Here is a 19095-nt window from a genome sequence, read left to right on the forward strand (position 1 = left end):
GACGTTACCGGAACGAGGCCGCGCGGACCGGTGGCGTTCGGCAAGGCACCGCACCCGGGCGTACGTCGCGCCCCTGGCGCCCCGGCGTGCGTCGCGCCGCACCCCGGCGCACGTCATGCCCTCCTGGCGTCCGGCGGACGTCAAGAGGTCGGCCACACCGCCGGATCGGGGGCGAAGCGCACGAGCAGCGAACCCTCGCGCAGCGTGGCCCCCGTGACCGTGCACCGGCGCAGCACCGGCGGCAGGGGGACGATCCTGCGGAAGCGCCCCACGTCGATCATCAGCTCGTCGTCGCGCCGCACCAGGTCGAGGTCGGCGCGCACGGCGCCCGGCAGTGGCAGCCGCCAGTCGAACTCGCCGAGCTCCCCGTCCTCGGGCCGCTCGGTGACGCTCCACGGGTCGGGCGCGCGTCCCTGCTCGCGCGGTGGGACGGCGAGGTGCTCGCCGATCGCCGCGAGGTCTGCGGTGCCGACGGGGTCGCGGCCGAGGTGCGGCAGCTCCAGCACCGGGTGGCCGGTACGCAGCGCCTTCAATTCCTGCTGCTGCTGTCCGGACAGGTCGGCGAGCCAGGGGTCGGACGAGCCGGTGGGCAGGACCCGGTTGGCCAGGACCGCTTCGAGGCGGTGGCCGAACAGGGCCAGGGCGGCATGGGCACGGCGCAGTTCCGCGGCGGCGAGCGGACCGGGTTCGAGGACGAGGCGGACCGTGGTGGCGTTGTCCTCGATGACCGTCTGGGCGGCGTAGAGGTCGCGGGCGAGCGAGTCGGCGGTGGAGAACAGCCATTCGGCGGGCATGGGCACACCCGCGAGGGTGGCCAGCAGGGGGCGCAGCGCGCGGGCGGCCTGCCGTTCGGCGGGCAGCACCCGGTCGAGGTAGCGGCGCAGTTGCTCGGGCAGGGCGAGCGTGGCGACGGCCACCGAGGTGGGCGGGCAGTCGACGACCACCGTGTCCCACTCGCCGCTTTCCGCCTTCTCGCGCAGGGTCCGCAGCAGGGCGGCCTCGGCGCTGCCGGGCAGCTCGGTGAGCTCCTCGGGGTCGAGGGGGCTCACCCCGAACATGTCCAGGGCGGAGGCCATACCGCTCTGGAGCCGGTCGGCCTCGGCGCGGAAGCGGGCGCCGGAGTCGGTGAGGAGGGCGAACAGCCCCTGTTGCACCTCGGACGGCACGGCCGTGACGGGGTGGTCGAGCACGTCACCGAGTCCGCGGTCGGCGGAGACGAGCAGGGTCCGGCGGCCGGAGCGGGCGGAGTGCACGGCGGTGGCCGCGGCGGCGGTGGTCCGGCCGGATCCACCGGACCCGGTGACGAGGACGGTGCGCACGCTCAGGACTGCTCGGCCTCGGCGGCGGCGTCCTGGGCCGGCGGTGTCTCGACGCGCTTCTTCAGCCCGGACAGCGCCCGGTCGATGATGACCTTCTCCGCCTTGCGCTTGATCATGCCGAGCATGGGGATCTTGACGTCGACGGCGAGCTGGTACGTCACCTCGGTGTGGCTGCCGTCGCCCACGGGGGCGAGGCTGTAGGAGCCGTCGAGGGAGCGCAGCATCTGGGACTTGACCAGCGACCAGCTGCACATGCGGTCGCCCTCCCAGGTGTAGGCGAGGGTGTGGGCGTCCTTGATGGCGCCGGCGTCGAGGACGAGTTTGACCTGTTCGGCGCGCCCGTCAGGACCCACCTTGAGGATCTCGGCCTCCTTGACCTCGCCGGTCCACTCGGGGTACTTGGCGAAGTCGGAGATCACCCCCATGACTTCGGCGGGGGTCGCGTCGATCGTGATGCTCGACCTGGTGTGTTCCGCCATCGAGGTGGCTCCTCCGGGACTGATGTGTCCTACCTGCTCTTATCTTGGCTGGGGAAGGCTACCGCGCCCCTGTCCCACAGGCCCGTGCCGGGCCGTCACCATTCGAGTACCCAGGGCTTGCCGGAGGCGCGGAAGTGCCCGACGTTGACGCACTCGGTGGTGCCGACCCGCATCCGGCTCACCAGCGGCTGGTGGACATGGCCGAAGAGGGCGTACCTCGGCCGGTGCCTGCGGATGGCCTCCAGGATCGCGTCGCTGCCCCGCTCGAACCGGCGGGCGGCCGTGTCGTAGGTCAGCTCGGGCAGCGCGGGCGGGATGTGCGTGCAGAGCACGTCGACGGGGCCGAGGGCGTCGATCTTCGCCGCGTAGGCCTCGTCGTCGATCTCGTACGGGGTGCGCATCGGCGTGCGCAGGCCGCCGCCGACGAAGCCGAAGGTCCAGTCGCCGATCCTCGCGGTGTCCGCGTCGAGGACGGTGACGCCGTCGCGCGCGTACTGCGGCCACAGGCGGGGAATGTCGACATTGCCGTACGTGGCGTACGTCGGCGCGGGGAAGGCCGCGAACAGCTCGGCGTACTGCCTGCGCACGGCCGACTCGACGGCTTCCTCCCGGTCGAGGCCGGCCCACAGCGACCGGGAGAACTCCCTGGCCTCGTCGAACCGGCGGGCGGTGCGCAGCTCCACCAGGTGTGCGGCCGCCCGCGCCCCGAACAGCTCGGGGAAGATCCCGCGCGAGAGATCGGCGTAGTCAAGGAACAGGATCAGGTCACCGAGGCATACCAGCGCGTCCGCCCCGTCCCCCGCCTCGGCGAGCGCCTCATGGGCGCCGTGGACATCACTGACAACGTGGACGCGCATGACGAACAGCCTAAGCGTCGCTCCGGCGGCTTGCGCCGCCGCGGTTACCTGCGGGTCACCGGAGGCCTGACGTAATGTGCGTCGGGGTCCCCAGTCGTACCTCAAGGCGACACAGTGGACGAAACGAGTCATCGGCGGCGCCCGACTGTGACGCTGGGAACTTTTGCCCCCGACCCCCTACCTGAATTCCTTACTGGTCGGTAACGTCCGGCTCAGTCCAGCAAGCCATCGAGCTTGGACCACTGCCGACAAAGCCGCCGGCGCCGATGAGGAGCAGCAGTCTTGCGCGAGTTCAGCCTTCCGGCCCTGTACGAGGTACCCGCGGACGGCAACCTGACGGATCTCATCCGCCGCAACGCCGCCCAGCACCCCGATGTGACGGTCATCAGCCGCAAGATCGACGGGGTGTGGCTCGATGTCACGGCCGCCGACTTCCTCACCGAGGTGCGCAGAGTCGCCAAGGGGCTCATCGCCTCCGGCGTGCAGCCCGGTGACCGAGTGGGCCTGATGTCCCCCACCCGCTATGAGTGGACGCTGTTCGACTTCGCGATCTGGACCGCGGGCGCGGTCACCGTGCCGATCTACGAGACCTCCTCCAACGAGCAGGTCGAGTGGATCCTGGGGGACTCCGACGCGGTCGGCTGCGTGGTCGCCTCCCCCGTGCACGAGGCCGCCGTCGAGGCCGTGCGCGAGCGGCTGCCGCAGCTCAAGCATGTGTGGCAGCTCGACGCCGGGGGCGTCGACTCCCTGGTGGACAGCGGCGTCGACGTCTCCGACACCACCGTCGAGGAGCGCACCACCGCCGCCAACGCGGACTCCCCGGCCACGATCGTCTACACCTCCGGCACCACCGGCCGCCCCAAGGGCTGCGTGCTCACCCACCGCAGCTTCTTCACCGAGTGCGGCAACGCGGTGGAGCGGCTGGGCCCGCTGTTCAGCACCGGCCACTCCTCGGTGCTGCTCTTCCTCCCGCTGGCCCACGTCTTCGGGCGCCTGGTCGAGATCTGCGCCGTGCTCGCGCCGATCCGCCTGGGGCACTGTCCGGACGTCAAGGAGGTCACGGCCGAGCTGGCGTCGTTCCGCCCGACCCTGGTCCTGGGCGTTCCCCGGGTCTTCGAGAAGGTCTACAACTCGGCGCGGGCGAAGGCCCAGGCCGAGGGCAAGGGCAAGATCTTCGACAAGGCGGCGGCCGTCGCCACGGACTACAGCCGGGCGCTGGACACCCCCGAGGGCCCGAGCCTCGCGCTGAAGTTCAAGCACAAGGTCTTCGACCGGCTCGTCTACAGCAAGCTGCGCGCGGCGCTGGGCGGCCGGGCCACCCACGCCATCTCCGGCGGCGGCCCGCTCGGTGAGCGGCTCGGCCACTTCTACCGGGGCATCGGGTTCACGGTCCTGGAGGGCTACGGCCTGACCGAGTCGTGCGCCGCCACCACCTTCAACCCGTGGGACCGCGTCAAGATCGGCACCGTCGGCCAGCCGCTGCCGGGCTCCTCGGTGGGCATCGCCGAGGACGGCGAGGTCCTCCTGCGCGGCGACCACCTGTTCACCGGTTACTGGAACAACCCCGACGCCACCGAGGCGGCACACACCGACGGCTGGTTCCACACCGGGGACATCGGCCGGCTCGACGACGACGGCTACCTGACCATCACCGGCCGCAAGAAGGAGATCATCGTCACGGCGGGCGGCAAGAACGTCGCCCCCGCGGTGATCGAGGACCGGATCCGGGCCCACTCGCTGGTCGCCGAGTGCATGGTCGTGGGCGACGGCAGGCCGTTCGTCGGCGCGCTGATCACGCTCGACGACGAGTTCCTGCCGCGGTGGGCCGAACAGAACGGCAAGGGCGCGAACACCACGGCCGCCGGACTCAAGGACGACCCCGATCTGCTGGCGGCCGTCCAGCAGGCGGTGGACGACGGCAACGCGGCCGTCTCGAAGGCCGAGGCCGTGAAGAAGTTCCGTGTCCTCGAGACGCACTTCACCGAGGAGAGCGGGCACCTCACCCCGTCGCTGAAGCTCAAGCGCAATGTCGTGCTCAAGGACTTCGCGGGAGAGATCGAGGCGATCTACGCCCGCTGAGACCGGCCGAAGGGCGCCGCCGCGGCTCGGCACCGCAGCCGAGTGCCCGTCCCGCCGTCGCGGGACGGGCAAGCGCTCGCTGTGGGCAGTGCGGCTCGGCGGGTGCGGCGCCGACGGCGCTCAGGGCCGCGCCGCTGCGGCAGCGCCGCTACAGCAGCCCCCGCAGCCGCTCCGCCAGGGTGTCCCACCGCCAGGACTCCTCGACCCAGGCCCGGCCCCGGTCGCCCATGCGCCGCCGCAGCGCCGGATCGGCCAGCAGCTCCACGACGCGGGCGGCGGCCCGCTCGGGGCTCCCGCCCTCGACGACGTAGCCGGTCGCACCGTCGAGCACCGCGTCCGGGGCGCCGCCGGAGTCCCCGCAGACGACGGGAAGGCCGGTCGCGGACGCCTCCAGGTAGACGATCCCCAGGCCCTCGACGTCCAGGCCGCGCCGCCGGGTGCGGCAGGGCATCGCGAAGACGTCGCCCGCGCCGAAGTGCGCGGGCAGTTCCTCCCACGGCACCGCCCCGGTGAAGCGCACCGACTCGCTCACTCCCGTGGTCCGCGCCAGCTTCTCCAGGTCCCCCCGGTAGGGTCCGCCGCCCACGACGAGCAGGACCGCGTCCGGCACCTCGGCGAGAATCCTCGGCATGGCCTGGATCAGGGTGTCCTGGCCCTTGCGCGGCACGAGCCGCGAGACGCACACCACCACCGGGCGGTCGGTCAGGCCGAGGCGTTCTCGCACCTCTCCCCCGCCCGACCCCGGGTGGAAGGCCTTCTCGTCGACGCCGGGCGGCAGTTGGACCAGACGCGCGGCGGCCTCGGGGGTCAGCGCACGGGCAATGCGGGAGCGGGTGTACTCGCCGAGGTACGTCATCGTGTCCACGCCGTCCCCGATCCGGCGCAGCAGTCGCCTGGCGACGGGCAGCACGGCCCAGCCCGCCTCGTGGCCGTGCGTGGTGGCCACGATCCGGCGCGCCCCGGCCCCGCGCAGCGCGGGCGCCATCAGCCCCAGCGGCGCGGACGCGCCGAACCATACGGAGGAACAGCCGTGTTGGCGCAGCAGCTCGACCGCGCGCCGGGTCACCCGGGGGGTCGGCAGGAGCATGGACGTGCGGTCGCGCACCACGGGGAACGGCTGCTCGGCGTCGAAGGCCGCCACCTCCGTCCCGTCCTTCCAGGTGGACGCGTACACCACCACCTGCCCGGGGTCGAGGCGCAGCGCCATGCTGTGCACGAACGCCTGGATACCGCCGGGACGGGGCGGGAAGTCGTTGGTGACGATCAGGGTCTTGTCCATTTGGGCCGACAGTACCTGGCACGCCCTGCCCGGCGCGGGTGCGGCCCCGGGCACCCGGCGGGCGGCATGATGCACCTCAACCGACAGAAACGGACGAGGTGGACATGTCGCTTGCCGGACGGGCCCGTGGGGTCGTGGGCACCTGGGCGGCGACCCGGGTCCTGCTGCTGCTGACGGTCCTCGGCGTGCTGCCGGTGCCCGGGCCGGACGTCACCACCGATGTCTCGGTGATCTACCAGGGCTGGTACGAGCTGCTGCGCGCGGGAACGTTCCCTCTGGACGACGTGACCTGGCAGTACCCCCCGGGCGCGGCGCTGGCCGTGCTCGCTCCCGGTCTGCTGCCGTTCCTCACCTACGCCACGGCGTTCTTCGTGATCGCGCTGGCCGTCGACGCGACGACGCTGGGCCTGCTGGTGCGGGCGGACGGCGAGCGGCGCGGCGGGCGGCGCGGCGGGGCGTGGGTGTGGACGGCGGGTGTACCGCTTCTGGGGCCGACGGTCTATGCCCGCTACGACCTGCTGGTGACCGCCGCCGCCGTGGCCGCGCTGCTGGCCGCGGCCCGCCGTCCCAAGCTGTCCGGCGCGCTGGTCGGGCTGGGGGCGCTGCTGAAGGTCTGGCCGCTGCTGTTGCTGGTCGGCACGGCGAGGGGACGGCACACCCGGGACGCCCGGGCGGCGGCCGGGGCCACCGCCGTCGCCCTGTCGGCCTGGTTCTGGCTGTCGATGCCGGGCGCGTTCGCCTTCCTCGGCTTCCAGCGCGAGCGCGGCACGGAGATCGAGTCGCTGGGCTCGGTCGTCTTCCACATCGCCCGGCACCTCGGCTGGGGCGGGCAGGTGATGCTCAACTACGGCTCGGTGGAGTTCCTCGGCCCCGGTGTCCGGCTGGTCAGCCATGCGGCGCTCGTGCTGACCACCACGTCGTTCGGCTGGCTGCTGGTGTGGCGGCTCAGAGCCCGGCGGTTCACGGCGGCGACCCCGTTCGACGCGGCCTTCACCGCGGTGCTGCTGTTCACCGTGACCAGCCGGGTGATCAGTCCGCAGTACATGGTGTGGCTGGTCGGGCTGGCCGCCGTCTGCCTGACCGAGCGGACCACCTCCCAGCGGCGGTCCGCGCTGCTGGTGCTCGCGGCCACGGGGGTCACGCTGCTGGAGTACCCCATCTGGTCCTCGCACGTGGTGCACAGCGATCCGCTCGGCATCGCGCTGCTGACGCTGCGCAATGGGCTGCTGGCGGCGGCCGCGCTGCGGTCGTGCCGTTCGCTGTGGTGCGCGACGGTGGGCTCCGGGCCCGGGCTCGCCAAGGTTCCCGAGGCACGGCAGGTCGCTCACGTAGGATCCACCTACACGAGTGAACGGGTGACGGGGAGACAGTAATGGCCGGGCAGGGCACGTGAGCACCGCGAAGGAGGACGTCGCGCACGAGCCCCTGCCGGCGGCCGCGGCCGATTCGGCCGAGCGGTCGGTGCCCCGCCCCCGCTCCGACGGCGGCCGGCCGCCGTGGATCCGCCTGGTCCGCCACGCGCTCGCCGCGCCCCTGATCGTCTACACCGTCACCGCCGTGCTCCAGCTCGTCGTACTGCACCTGATGATCGCCCCCGGCGACGAGGGGGTGCGCGGCAAGCTGCTGTCCTGGGACGGGCACTGGTACGTCGACGTGGCGCACCACGGCTACCCGCAGGGCTTCGAGTACAACGAGGACGGCAGCCTCAAGGGCAGCACCCTCGCGTTCTTCCCGCTCTACCCGGCGCTGGTGCGGCTGGCGCACGGGGTCACCGGGCTCGGCTACGAGACGGCGGCGCTGACCGTGTCCCGGCTGGCCGGGGCGGCCGCCGCGGTGGCCGTCTTCCATCTGGTGCTGCGGCTGCACGGGCGGCGGGCCGCGCTGGCGGCGACCTTGCTGGTGTGTGTGCAGCCCATGGCCGTCTCGATGTCCATGGCGTACACCGAGGGGCTCTTCCTGGCGCTGGCCGCCGCCGCCTTGCTGGCCGCCCGGCGCGAGGCCTGGCTGACGGCGGGAGCGTGCGGGCTGCTGGCCGGGCTGACCCGTTCCACGGCGGTGGCCGTCTCCGCCGCTCTGCTGGTCGCGGCGGGCTGGGCGATGTGGCAGCGGCGGGCGGTGATCCGGCGGGCGCTCGCGGGCTGTGCGCTGGGGTCGGCCGGGGTGCCGCTGTATCTGCTGTGGGTGGCGGGCCGGACCGGCCGCCTGGACGGATGGACCGCGATCCAGGAGGCCGGCTGGAACACCCATTGGGACTGGGGCACCGGGACGCTCCGCTTCCTGGGGGATACGTTTCAGCGGTCGGACGGCTGGGTCGCCGTCAGCACCGCGCTCCTCCTGATCGCCACCGCCGTCGGCTGCGTCGTCGCCGCCATGGAGAGGACCTGGCCTCCGCTGGTCGTGTACGGCGTGCTCGTCTTCGTCCTCACCGTGGGGCAGACGAACTACTACCACTCCAAGCCGCGCCTGCTCGTGCCCGCGCTGGTGGCGCTCGTCCCGCTCGCCGTGGCGCTGGCGAGGGCCAGGACCCGTACGGCGGTCCTGGTCGGCTCGGCGCTCGCGCTGTTCGGCACCTGGCACGGCGCCTACATGCTCACCGTCTGGCACTACGCGATCTGACGGCGCCGGGCCGACCGCGGTGGGCCGACCGCACCGGGCCGATGCACCCGGCCGCCCCACCCCGCTAGGCGAGCCGAGCGGCCTGTGCGGCTCTGGCGGCGGCGATGCGCTGCACCGCGGTGGGGTGGGTCCCGAAGAGCAGATGCAGGGGCTTCGGCGGATCGGGGTCGGAGACGTTCGCCACCGAGAGCCTGCGCTGCATGGCGATGAAATGCTCCGGATCGCGGGTGAGGTCGAGGGCATAGGCGTCCGCGCGCCGCTCGATCCGGCGGCTGACCGCGCAGCCCACGGGGCCCGCGACCGCGGCGAGCACGGAGGCCAGCGCCACCAGCAGGAACGCCGAGCGGGGATCGGAGAACCGGTCCACCCCGGCCGCGTCCAGCAGCGGCTGCCACCGAACGGCCGCCGCCAGCGCGCAGACCCCGGCGGCGGCGCCGAGCGCGCCCATCAGCGTTCCGTGCAGGACGTCGCGGTGCTTGACGTGCCCGAGTTCATGGGCGACCACCAGCTCCACCTCGCGCGGCTCGGCCGTCGTCACCAGGGTGTCGAACACGACAATGCGGCGGGTGCCTCCGAAGCCGGAGACATAGGCGTTGAGAGCGGTGGTGCGGCGGGAGGCGTCGGCCACGAGGACGTCGCGGACCCTGATCCGGTCGCGTTCGGCGAGGCCCAGCAGGGCGGAGCGCAACTCGCCCTCGGGCATCGGCGAGAAGCGGTTGAAGACGGGTTCGAGCACGAGCGGCGCCAGCCAGGACAGCACCACCGACAGCGCGGCCGCGGCGCCCGCCGCGGCGATCCACCAGGTGTCCGGCAGCGCCCGCACCAGCGCGTACAGCCCCAGGAGCGCGCCCGCCGCCAGCGGCAGCGAGATCAGCAGGCCGCGCAGCACATCCCCCCACCAGCCGCCCCAGCCCTGGGTGACCAGGCCGAACCGCTCGCGCACCACCCGCACGCGCGCGCCGAACGGCAGGCTCACCGCGCTGGTCAGCACCGTCAGCACGGCCGCCGCCCACAGCGCCTCGAGCCACCAGGTGCCACCGACTACGCCCACGAGGTCCGCCCCGGCCGGGGTGAGGCCGAGCCCGAGGGCCAGCGCCAGTCCGGCCACCCGGCCCGCGAGGGCGGGCGGGGTCTGGGCGCGTCGCAGCGCTCGTCCGCGTTCGATCTCCTCGGCGGTGAAGTCCGCGGATTCCGCCAGTGCCTCGGTCATGTCAGCTCCCGGACGATCTCGGCCCGCCACTGCTTGGTGAACTGCTCGAGGCTCACGCCGAGAACAGCACGCATCACCGTGTCCACTCCGCCCTCGTCCTTCCGCCCGACCCTCTTGTACAGCTCCACGAGCCGGTCCCGACCGTACTCGTCGGCGATGAGCCGGCAGGCGAACCAGGCCATCTCGTACGACTGCGCCAGCGCCTGCCGGGTGGTGCCGAAGTCGACGTTGGAGGGCAGGCGGCCGGGCACCTTCCCCGCCCTGACGTCGGCCGTCAGCTCCGGCGCGATCTGCTCAGGGGTGCGGCCGGTGCCGAGGTAGCCCACCCAGTCCGCGGCCCCCTCCGACAGCCACAGCGGGGTCCGGGGCGTCGTGAAGGCGCGGGTGGCCACGTGCGTGGTCTCGTGGGCGATGACGACCCTGCGGCCGAGGCGGGTGAGGACGCGGAACGCCTCCGGATTGACGATCACCCGGTCCGCCGGGGCCGCCGCCGAGCCGCCGGTCTCGCCGGTCGTGACCGCGGCGATGCCCCGGTAGGTGGCGGGGGGAGCGCCGAGAAGCCGGGCCATCTGGCCGAGCGAACGCGGCACTTCGAGGACCACTCGGCCGCTCCACCGGCCCTTCCACACGCTGTTCACGGCCGGCACCGCGCGATCCGCGTCATCGGCGTAGCCGCGCAGCGTGCGCGGGTTGTCGAGTCCCAGCACCAGGCTCCGCTCCCCCCGCACGGTGTGCACCCGGCCGAAGTCCCACAGCTGCTGGACGCCCTCCCGCTCGGCGGTGATCCTCCAGCGGCCGTCACGCTGGGCGAGGGTCAGGTGCTCGGTGGAGGTGACCGGCTCCCTGTCGTAGCCCTTGATCCGGTAGCCGAGTCGCACATCGGCGCCGACCCGGCGGGCCGCGCGGGGCTGGAGCCGGTCCACCCGGTACTCCCAGGAGGCCAGCGGTACATCGGCCACATTGGCGAACCACGCTCGCTCGCGCGCCCGGAACGCCGCCGCCGCGGGGTCGACGGTGGCGAGGAACGCGCCCTCGTTCCGAGTGAGGACGGCGTGCGCGCGCTGCTGGAGAAGGCTCTCGACGGCCGCGTCGGGCGAGGGGGTGGATCCGGCGCCACTGCGGTCGCCCAGCAGCAACGCCAGGATCAGGGCGAGGACGGTACCGAGGGCGACAAAGAGGAACCGCCTGGTCGCACGACCCCCTGGCCCGTTCTCCCCATGGCCGATCACACCGCGGATCACATGGCCGATACTAGGCCAGCGGCCTCCCGCACCCGTCGGGGATCACTTGCGGTCGGCCATGGAGCCCTCGCGTCAGACCCGGGTGACCGAGGCGATGGGCATCATGCCGACCGGGTCGTAGCGCACCTTCGCTCCCGGGTAGGGGGCGTGGATCACCCGTCCGTCGCCGACGTACATGGCGACATGGCTGGCGTCGCTGCGGTAGACGACCAGGTCGCCGGGGCGGGCCTGGGACAGGGGCACATGGCGGCCGGCGTTCATCTGTCCCTGGGAGGTGCGCGGCAGCGTCACCCCCGCCTGGCGGTACGCCCAGTAGGTCAGGCCCGAGCAGTCGAAGGCGTGCGGACCGGCGCTCGCCCAGCTGTACGGAGCGCCCAGCGCCCGCTGGACGGCCGCCGCGGCCGCCGCCGCCCGCCCGGAGGTAGCCATCAGCCCCGCGGGGAGCTCGCCCGGCCGGCCCCGTGAACGCGAGGCCCGCTCACCGAGGGCGCCGCCCGGACTCAGGGCCGCGCGGTCCTTGGCCGGCAGTGCCTCGAGCAGTTGCCGCGCCCGCGAGAGCCTGCCCTGGATCGAGCGCTTGTGGCGGGCGAGATCCAGGCGCAGATGCTCGAGTTCGTCGAGCTTGTGCCGGGCCTCGGTGCGCTGCTGGTGCAGGGAGCGCCGGACCTGCTCGGCCTGGTGCAGCTCACCCGCCTGGCGGGCGCCGATCCGCTCGAGGGTGGCCGCCCGTTCCAGGAACTCGTCCGGGCTCGAGGAGAGCATCAGCTGGACGGAGGGGTCGATGGCCCCACTGCGGTACTGGGCCCCGGCGAACGCCCCGAGGGTGCGGCGCATGCGGTTGAGCTGCGCCTGGCTGCGGGCCACCTGGTCCTGAAGGGTCTCCACCCGCCGTTGCAGCCCGGCCTGGCGCTCCTTGGTGCCGTTGAACTTCTCCGTTGCCGTCTCCGCCTGCTCGTAGAGCCGGTCGAGCTGCTTCTTCACCTCCCGGGCCTTCACCTCCTGGACCTGCACCTCCTGGACGCTCGCACTGGGGGCCGGCACGGGCGCGGGGGCGGCGGTGGCGGCACCGGCGCCGGTCAGCGCCGCCGCTGTGGCCGCGGCGGCTCCGGCGGCCGCCTTCGCGAGGGGGGTCACCCGCGCCGAGGGGGCCTGCGGGGAACGGCGGTGGGACGCCACTTAAGGCGAACTCCTTCATCCGTGCAGCCGCCCTCGGTGGTCCGCTCCGCACGCTCCGAAATGCGCGGTCCGGACCTCCGACCCCGGCGATGTGCCCCCGTGACGCACCCAGGGCCAGGACTCGGCGGTACCTCCGCGCTGTCACTCCGGGTGAGCGACCGGACGCGCGGAGCTGCGGGGCAGACACTAGCCATGCGCCGCCGCGCGTCACAAAGCACCACGGCCGGGGATTCTCCCGCGCCGCGGTGGGAGCGCAGGTCACCGGTGGTGCGGCGGCAACACGGCAATGCGGTGTTCGCTCGGACGGGTGCGCACGAACCGGGCAACGGGGACTCCCGCACCCGGCGGCGCGCCGCCGCGCCCCGGCCGTGGACCGTCCCGGACACGGCGAAGGCCCCGCCGGGGGAAGCGGGGCCTTCGAACGTGCTGTGCCGGAGCGTCAGATGCGGACCGCGAACTGCGGGGCCATGTAGCTGGCCTGCTCGTAGCGGACCGACGCACCGGGCTTCGGGGCGTGCAGGACCTTGCCGCCGCCGGCGTACAGGCCCACGTGGTGGAAGTCGCCGTACATGATGACCAGGTCGCCGGGCTTGGCCTGGCTCAGCGGGATGCGGGTGCCCGCGTTGGCCTGGGCCTGCGAGGTGCGGGGTATGGAGATCCCGGCCTGCTTGTAGGCCCACGAGGTCAGGCCCGAGCAGTCGAAGGAGTTCTCGCCGGTCGCGCCCCACACGTAGGGGGAGCCGATCTTGCTCTGGGCCGCGGCGTACGCGGCGGCGGCACGGCCGGAGGCGGGAACCCCGTGGCCCATCGGCGGGCGGGTCTCCTCGCCGCGGGAGGCACGGGGGGACTCGACCGCGGCGCGCTCCTTGGCGGTCAGCGTGTTCAGCAGCGCCTGGGCCTTCTTCAGCTTGCCCTGGATCGACTGCTTGTTGGCCGCGAGGTCCTTGCGGGTCTTCTCGAGGTCGCGGAGCTTGGAGGAGGCCTCCTGGCGCTGCTGGTCCAGATCGCGCTTCTGCTTCTGGATCTGCTTGATCGCCTCGGCCTGCTTGGCGCTCACCTGGTCGAGGGCGGAGGCCTTGTCCAGGTAGTCGTCCGGGTCGGCGGAGAGGAACAGCTGCACGCTCGGGTCGATACCGCCGTTGCGGTACTGCGAACTGGCGATGGAGCCGAGGCCGCCCAGAAGCTTGTTCAGGTGCGACTGCTCGCGGGCCACCTTGTCCTGCAGGTTGTCGACCTGCTTCTGGAGCTTGCCCTGCTTCTCCTTCGCGCCGTTGTACTTCTCGGTCGCGATCTCGGCGTCGTGGTAGAGCTTGTCGACCTTCTCCTTGACCTCGGACTTCGAGGGGGTCGACGGAGCGGCGTGGGCGGCCTGGCCCGACACGACGACGGCTGCTGCGGCGGCGGTGGTCAGAACCGCGACGCGGGCCCTACTGGCCTGCTTGGGACGACGGTGGGACGCCACGAAGGCGAGCTCCTTCTTCCTACGGCCGCCTACCGGGTGAGCTGACGGGTTCGGACCGGAAGCTGCCCTACGACGCGTCACCGGCCCTCGCGGACCGGCCCTCGCGCCGATTCACCCCGGAAGGGACCATCCCGCCCAATGAGCAGGCAAGGACGGATGGTTCCCCGGCTCCGTGCGACGACGTCCCCCCGTCGGCGCAGCGGACTCGGCGGTACCCCCGCTGCCATCCTGGTTGGATGAACGACCGCGCGAAGGTTCGAGGCATGACCTTAGTGACCTACTCGTGATCGCTTCAAATCCCCTGGGAGAAAAAGTCTCCCGGAGTAGGAATTCTTTTGGGTGTTGGCACGGCCCGTAATCAAATTTTGACGCTGCGTCGGGCGCAATCGCCCATCTCGGACATGCTGTGTCGCAGGTCACACGCACGCACCTGACTCAAACCTCCGGGGTCAACATCATCCTCAATCGGACATACAGCACAGGGTTCCTGAAAAGCCGTGAGTATTCCCAATAGATCGTGAACAGGTTTTTCGGCCATCAGTAATTACTTGAATCGCCCACGGAAATGGGCTCGCGAGTTCTCGGAGCCGGCCGCTTCGGACTCGCTCCACCGCCGGGGCGGCCCGCGGTCACCCCCGGGTGAGCCGCTTCAGCAGGAGCGTGGAGGCGACCGGACGCGCGCCCGCCCTGCGCACACCGTCGGCCACCTCGCGGTCCGCGGAGACGACCACCACGGGCCTGCCCGGGGGCTCCGCGCGGACCAGACGGCGGATCAGCTCGTCGGCCGTCTCCCCGGCCTTGCTGAACAGCACCCGCACACCGCGCGGTGGGGCCAGCAGGACCGGCGCCTCCAGGTCCGCGCCGTCGAAGACGCAGGTGACCTCGGCGCCGCTCTGCGCCGCCAGCGCCGCGAGCCCGCCCAGCAGCCGAAGCCGCTGCTTCTCCAGCGGCATCGTCGGATAGCCGGTCTTGGTCACGTTGTAGCCGTCCACCACCAGATGCGCCTGAGGCAGCGCCAGCAGCTGGTCCAGCAGCGCCGGGTCGTCCTCGGACAGCGCCCGGTGGGCGATGTCCTTCGGGGTCATCTGGCCGGGGGTGACCGCGTCCACCGTGTCCGCCGGGCGCTCGGTCGTCGGCGGCAGCGCCAATTCCCTGCGCAGCCCCTGCGCCGCGTCGAGCACCGTGTCCAGCAGGAGCCGCAGCCGCATGTCCTCGACGCTGCGCCCCTCGCGCGCCGCCCGGCGGCTCGCCTCCAGCGCGGACTCCACCTCGGACAGCCGGGTGCGCAGCCGGCGGGCCTCGCTGTCGGCCGCCGTGCGCTCCAGCGCCGCCGCGGACCGTGCGGCGTCCAGCTCCGCCGCGGCCTTGCGCACGGCCGCCTCACCGCGCTTGACGTCGCTCACCGCGCTGCGCAGCTTGCGCTGGAGCGACTCGTTCTCCTTGCGGACGGCCTCGAGGTCGGCGCGGGCCCGGTCGGTGTCGGCGCGGGTCGAGGCCCGCAGCGCCGCCAGTTCCTCCCGGACCTGCTCCAGCTCCCGGGCGACCTCCTCATTGGCCCGCTCGGACTGGGCGCGCTCCGCCTCGTCCCCCGCGGCCGCCACCTGCTTGGTCCAGCCGGGCGGGCGCAGCAGATAGGCGGCGGCGGCCACGTCCAGCGGATCGGCGGCGGCGGGAACGGTCCCGGCGTCCAGCGCCTCCGCGAGGTCCGGCTGGGCCTGCCGCAGCCGGGCCGCCATGCGCTGGCGGAAGACCGGGTCGCTCTCCAGGGCGGCGGCCAGCGCCGTCGCGGCGAACTTCGCCCGGCGCGCGGGGGTGAACCGGGCGTACTGGCGCAGCTGGGCGGGCAGCTCGGCGAAGGTGAGGTTTCCGAACGCCTCGGCCGCTATGCCGACGACACGGCGGCGCACTCCTTCGGGCAGCGGCCGGTCCAGGACCTCGGGTGGCTCGGCGGGGTCCGACTCGCGCCTCGGCTCCGGCTCCGCCTCGGGCACGCAGGCGCGCAGGGCCGCGTCCGCGAGGCTGTCCCCCGCGCCGAGGCCGTGGGCGGAACCGTTCTGCTGTTCCGCCCGCCCGTGCTCGCCCGTACGCTCCACCACGTCCGTTGCTCCGATCGCCCGGTTTCGGCGCCTCCCCGTGCGTCGCCCGCCGTCACTACTCCATTGTCTCCCGCACCCCCCGGGTGCGCGGTCAACCGCGACCGTCAGCCCCGCTCGTTCCCCTCGTCGTTGCCCGCTCCGGTGGCGGGGCGGTCGACCAGCTCGATCTGGTCCACCGCGTTGCACCAGCGGCACCGCACGGACTCGAGCGTCTCGCTGAGCACCTCACGCTCCTCGACCTTCGGCTCCCCGGCGAGGTCGAGGTGGACGTACTCGACGACCTTGCTGGACCGGGTGACGTCGAACCGCGTGAGATTGCCGCACAGTGTGCAGCGCCACCGCGTGTCGGCCGTGGGCACGGGGACGGGCATGAAGGTGACCTCATTCTCGTAAATCTCGAAGTCGCGCCCTGTGCTGGCGCTGCGGGCAACCCTACGGCCTGCGGCCCTCCTCGCGGTGCGCCTGGTGAGCAATGCCCGATACGCCCCGGTAGGCAATGATCGACTCATGGTCACCTCGGTACCGAGCCGTCCCTGGGTGACGTATGCCCTCATCGCGGCGAACTGCGCGGTCTTCCTGGCCGGCCCGGCCGCCGGTCCGGTCGCGGGCACGGGGACGGGCACGGCGCAGATGGAGCAGGAGGCGTACTTCCATCGGTGGGGTGTCGTACCGGTGGATCTGCTGGCCAATGAGCGGGCCGGATCCGTGCTCACCGCGATGTTCGTGCACGGCAGCTGGCTGCACCTGCTCGGGAACGCCCTGTTCCTCCATGTCTTCGGCGCACGCCTCGAGGGCCGCCTGGGCCATCTCCACTTCGCCGTCTTCTACCTGGCGGCGGGCACCGCGGCCACGTACGGCTACGCCCTGGGACACGCGGACTCCCGACACGCCCTGATCGGCGCGTCGGGGGCCATCGCGGGGGTGCTCGGCGCGTATCTGTGCCTGTATCCCAGGGCACGGGTGACCAGCCTGGTCCCCGCCCTGTTCTTCCTGCCGCTGCGCTTCCCGGCGTGGCTGGTGCTGGGGGTGTGGTTCGCCCTGCAGTGGCTGGCCCTGCGCGCCGAGCCGCCGGGGCCGGGCATCGCCCACCTGGCGCACGTCGCCGGGTTCGCCGCGGGCTTCGCCTACGCATGGGCCCGCTACCGGCGAGCGGATACCCTGGGCGGCGCAGCCAGGGCGAACCGAGGAGACAGCCAGCCGTGATCACCGCCATCGTGCTCATCAAGACCAGCGTCGACCGGATCCCCGAGATCGCCGAGTCCATCGCCGCCCTGGAGGGCGTCAGCGAGGTCTACTCGGTGACCGGCACGTACGACCTGGTGGCGATGGTCCGCGTGCGGGCCCACGAGGACCTCGCCGACGTCATCCCGGGCAAGGTCAACAAGGTGGCGGGTGTGCTCGAGACCGAGACCCACATCGCGTTCCGCACCTACTCCCAGCACGACCTGGAAGCGGCCTTCGCCATCGGCCTGGAGTCATGACGCACACCCGCCGCCGCCTCTTCTAGCGCGCGGGGACGCAGCGGCCGTCCTCCGTCCGGTACTCCCACTTGGCGCCCTCGCCGACCAGCTCGCGCACGGCCGCCACGAAACGCTCCACATGCTCGTCCGGCGTCCCGGCGCCGAAGCTCACCCGGATGGCGTTCAGCGACCGCTCGCCCGGCTCCGCCTCCGGAGCACCGCACTCCCCCGGCTCGTCCGGCGTCCCGCCCAGCAGGGTGCGCACGAGCGGGTGCGCGCAGAACAGTCCGTCGCGCACCCCGATCCCGTACTCGGCGGACAGCGCCGCCGCGAAGTGCGAGCTGTTCCAGCCCTCGACGACGAACGAGATGACACCGACCCTGGGCGCGTCGTCACCGAACAGGGACAGCACCCTCACCTGCGGCACCTCGGCTAGCCCCGCCCGCACCCTCGCCACGAGCGCCTGCTCGCGCTCGACGAGCGAGTCGAAGCCCGCCTCGGCCAGCGCTCGGCAGGCCGAGGCGATGGAGTAGGCGCCGATCACATTGGGGGAGCCGGCCTCGTGGCGGGCGGCGCTGGTGTGCCACTCCACGTCCACGCCGCCGTCCTCGCGCCGGGAGACCTTGCGGCTGGCGCCTCCTCCGGCGAGGTAGGGCTCGGCGTCCACCAGCCAGTCGGAGCGCCCGGCCAGCACACCGGAGCCGAACGGGGCGTAGAGCTTGTGCCCGGAGAACGCCACCCAGTCCACACCGAGTTCGGCCAGTGACACGGGGTGGTGGGGGGCGAGCTGCGCCGCGTCCAGCACGATCCTGGCGCCGTGGCGGTGCGCGGTCTCGGTGAGCTCGCGCACCGGCCACAGCTCACCGGTCACATTCGAGGCACCCGTCACACAGACCAGCCGGGGGCCCTGCTCGCTCTCCTCCAGTGCCCGTTCCAGCGAAGCGACGGCCTCGGCCGGAGTGCGCGGGGCGGACAGGTAGGTCACCTCGGCGTCGCGCCAGGGCAGGAGCGAGGCATGGTGCTCGGTCTCGAAGACGAAGACGCGAGTGCCCCGCGGGAGGACGGCCGCGAGGAGGTTGAGCGAGTCGGTGGTCGAGCGGGTGAAGACGACCTGGTCGCCCTCGCGGCACCCCAGGAAGTCGGCGACGGTCGCCCGGCTCTGCTCGAACAGCTCCGTGGACAGCTGGGACAGGTAGCCCGCACCCCGGTGCACGCTGCCGTAGTAGGGGGCGTAGGCGGCGACGTCGTCCCACACCCGCTGGAGCGCGGGGGCGCTCGCCGCGTAGTCCAGCGCCGCGTAGGTCACCTCTCCCCCGGTCACCAGCGGCACCAGGACATCACGGCCGAGGACCGGAAGAGGTGCGGACGACCCCCCGCAGGAGGACGAACCCCCGCAAACCGTGGCGGAAGAGGCAGCGGAAGAGTACACAGACATGGCGAAGGCTCCCGATGAGCGTCAAGAGGGCGACGGAGAGTTCGGCGTCCGATCGACCGGCGCGCGAAGGATCGGCGCGACGGGACCGGCGCGGAGCAGTCAGCTCTGAAGAACGCATGGCACGGCGGCGTCAGCACGCACAGCGCACCTGCGATGGGGAGATGGGCCGACAGGCCCTAGCGCATTCGCTTGCTCACGACACAACTCCTCGGATGTCCCAGACCTGGACCCCTGGAGTGTCGCGAGGGGTCCGCGCTTGCCGTAGACCCTTCGCCTACGGCCTGGTCATCACCCGGGGCACCCCGCCACGGACGGAGGGTTGCCGGACAGCGGGCCGGGGCCTGTGTCGCTGTCACTCGTGACCTGCCCAGGAGTATGGCACAGGG

The 19095-nt window shown here is 72.6% G+C and carries 16 protein-coding genes and 2 riboswitches; of the genes, 5 read left to right on the forward strand and 11 right to left on the reverse strand.

The annotated features are described in order from the left end of the window. Positions 1 to 140: 140 nt before the first annotated feature. The 3 genes from IEY86_RS03765 to IEY86_RS03775 form a co-directional block, all read right to left on the reverse strand. Entirely contained in the window at positions 141 to 1319 is a 1179-nt protein-coding gene (locus tag IEY86_RS03765) for an ArsA family ATPase (protein WP_189130013.1), read from the reverse strand. A 2-nt stretch (positions 1320 to 1321) separates the two neighbouring features. After that, positions 1322 to 1798, reverse strand: coding sequence for an SRPBCC family protein (locus IEY86_RS03770; protein ID WP_189130014.1), 477 nt, complete (start codon positions 1796 to 1798; stop codon positions 1322 to 1324). A 95-nt stretch (positions 1799 to 1893) separates the two neighbouring features. Next, complete coding sequence (locus IEY86_RS03775; RefSeq protein WP_189130015.1) at positions 1894 to 2655, reverse strand: metallophosphoesterase family protein; 762 nt, start codon at positions 2653 to 2655, stop codon at positions 1894 to 1896. 282 nt (positions 2656 to 2937) lie between these two features. Between IEY86_RS03775 and IEY86_RS03780 the strand changes: the two genes are divergently transcribed. Then, positions 2938 to 4734, forward strand: a complete 1797-nt coding sequence (locus tag IEY86_RS03780) for an AMP-dependent synthetase/ligase (protein ID WP_189130016.1) — start codon at positions 2938 to 2940, stop codon at positions 4732 to 4734. A gap of 148 nt (positions 4735 to 4882) precedes the next feature. Here the strand turns inward: IEY86_RS03780 and IEY86_RS03785 are convergent, their stop codons facing one another. After that, a complete protein-coding gene (locus IEY86_RS03785) occupies positions 4883 to 6013 on the reverse strand; it encodes a glycosyltransferase family 4 protein (RefSeq protein ID WP_189130017.1) in 1131 nt (376 codons plus the stop codon). Between the two features lie 104 nt (positions 6014 to 6117). Here IEY86_RS03785 and IEY86_RS03790 point away from each other — a divergent pair, with 104 nt between their 5' ends. Then, on the forward strand, positions 6118 to 7386 hold the full coding sequence (locus IEY86_RS03790) for a glycosyltransferase 87 family protein (protein ID WP_189130018.1): 1269 nt from the start codon (positions 6118 to 6120) through the stop codon (positions 7384 to 7386). Positions 7387 to 7402: 16 nt separating this feature from the next. Beyond that, positions 7403 to 8629 (forward strand): mannosyltransferase family protein, encoded by a 1227-nt coding sequence (locus IEY86_RS03795; protein ID WP_229698127.1) that lies wholly within the window; start codon positions 7403 to 7405, stop codon positions 8627 to 8629. Between the two features lie 64 nt (positions 8630 to 8693). Here IEY86_RS03795 and IEY86_RS03800 read toward each other — a convergent pair whose 3' ends face one another. The 6 genes from IEY86_RS03800 to IEY86_RS03825 all read right to left on the reverse strand — a co-directional run bounded on the left by IEY86_RS03800 (position 8694) and on the right by IEY86_RS03825 (position 16185). Further along, entirely contained in the window at positions 8694 to 9839 is a 1146-nt protein-coding gene (locus tag IEY86_RS03800; protein WP_189130019.1) for a M48 family metallopeptidase, read from the reverse strand. Then, positions 9836 to 11080 carry a hypothetical protein gene (locus IEY86_RS03805; protein WP_229698128.1) on the reverse strand — a complete coding sequence of 415 codons (1245 nt, stop codon included), beginning with the start codon at positions 11078 to 11080 and terminating at the stop codon, positions 9836 to 9838. Before IEY86_RS03805 ends, IEY86_RS03800 begins: the two co-directional genes overlap by 4 nt. Before the next feature lie 72 nt (positions 11081 to 11152). Continuing rightward, entirely contained in the window at positions 11153 to 12256 is a 1104-nt protein-coding gene (locus IEY86_RS03810; RefSeq protein ID WP_189130020.1) for an NlpC/P60 family protein, read from the reverse strand. Between the two features lie 439 nt (positions 12257 to 12695). Next, complete coding sequence (locus IEY86_RS03815; RefSeq protein WP_189130021.1) at positions 12696 to 13718, reverse strand: C40 family peptidase; 1023 nt, start codon at positions 13716 to 13718, stop codon at positions 12696 to 12698. Positions 13719 to 13728: 10 nt separating this feature from the next. Beyond that, positions 13729 to 13939, reverse strand: a riboswitch (cyclic di-AMP (ydaO/yuaA leader). A 408-nt stretch (positions 13940 to 14347) separates the two neighbouring features. Next, positions 14348 to 15709, reverse strand: a complete 1362-nt coding sequence (locus IEY86_RS03820; protein ID WP_229698142.1) for an NYN domain-containing protein — start codon at positions 15707 to 15709, stop codon at positions 14348 to 14350. Between the two features lie 209 nt (positions 15710 to 15918). After that, positions 15919 to 16185: a hypothetical protein gene (locus IEY86_RS03825; RefSeq protein WP_189130022.1), complete on the reverse strand. Its 267-nt coding sequence runs from the start codon at positions 16183 to 16185 to the stop codon at positions 15919 to 15921. A 136-nt stretch (positions 16186 to 16321) separates the two neighbouring features. Between IEY86_RS03825 and IEY86_RS03830 the strand changes: the two genes are divergently transcribed. Beyond that, positions 16322 to 17017 (forward strand): rhomboid family intramembrane serine protease, encoded by a 696-nt coding sequence (locus IEY86_RS03830; protein WP_189130023.1) that lies wholly within the window; start codon positions 16322 to 16324, stop codon positions 17015 to 17017. Then, positions 17014 to 17295 (forward strand): Lrp/AsnC family transcriptional regulator, encoded by a 282-nt coding sequence (locus tag IEY86_RS03835; RefSeq protein WP_189130024.1) that lies wholly within the window; start codon positions 17014 to 17016, stop codon positions 17293 to 17295. The genes IEY86_RS03830 and IEY86_RS03835 overlap by 4 nt, the downstream gene beginning before the upstream one ends. Before the next feature lie 22 nt (positions 17296 to 17317). Here the strand turns inward: IEY86_RS03835 and IEY86_RS03840 are convergent, their stop codons facing one another. Then, positions 17318 to 18709, reverse strand: a complete 1392-nt coding sequence (locus tag IEY86_RS03840) for an aminotransferase class V-fold PLP-dependent enzyme (RefSeq protein ID WP_189130025.1) — start codon at positions 18707 to 18709, stop codon at positions 17318 to 17320. Positions 18710 to 18956: 247 nt separating this feature from the next. Continuing rightward, positions 18957 to 19073: riboswitch (SAM riboswitch) on the reverse strand. Between the last annotated feature and the right edge of the window lie 22 nt (positions 19074 to 19095).

It is taken from the genome of Wenjunlia tyrosinilytica (assembly GCF_014646055.1).
In the GTDB taxonomy this organism is placed as follows: domain Bacteria; phylum Actinomycetota; class Actinomycetes; order Streptomycetales; family Streptomycetaceae; genus Wenjunlia; species Wenjunlia tyrosinilytica.

Excerpts from the sequence above, each read along its gene's own strand:
- IEY86_RS03770 (WP_189130014.1), bottom strand. The coding sequence starts at position 1,798 with ATGGCGGAACACACCAGGTCGAGCATCACGATCGACGCGACCCCCGCC.
- IEY86_RS03775 (WP_189130015.1), bottom strand. The coding sequence starts at position 2,655 with ATGCGCGTCCACGTTGTCAGTGATGTCCACGGCGCCCATGAGGCGCTC.
- IEY86_RS03785 (WP_189130017.1), bottom strand. The coding sequence starts at position 6,013 with ATGGACAAGACCCTGATCGTCACCAACGACTTCCCGCCCCGTCCCGGC.
- IEY86_RS03790 (WP_189130018.1), top strand. The coding sequence starts at position 6,118 with ATGTCGCTTGCCGGACGGGCCCGTGGGGTCGTGGGCACCTGGGCGGCG.
- IEY86_RS03800 (WP_189130019.1), bottom strand. The coding sequence starts at position 9,839 with ATGACCGAGGCACTGGCGGAATCCGCGGACTTCACCGCCGAGGAGATC.
- IEY86_RS03825 (WP_189130022.1), bottom strand. The coding sequence starts at position 16,185 with ATGCCCGTCCCCGTGCCCACGGCCGACACGCGGTGGCGCTGCACACTG.
- IEY86_RS03830 (WP_189130023.1), top strand. The coding sequence starts at position 16,322 with ATGGTCACCTCGGTACCGAGCCGTCCCTGGGTGACGTATGCCCTCATC.
- IEY86_RS03840 (WP_189130025.1), bottom strand. The coding sequence starts at position 18,709 with ATGTCTGTGTACTCTTCCGCTGCCTCTTCCGCCACGGTTTGCGGGGGT.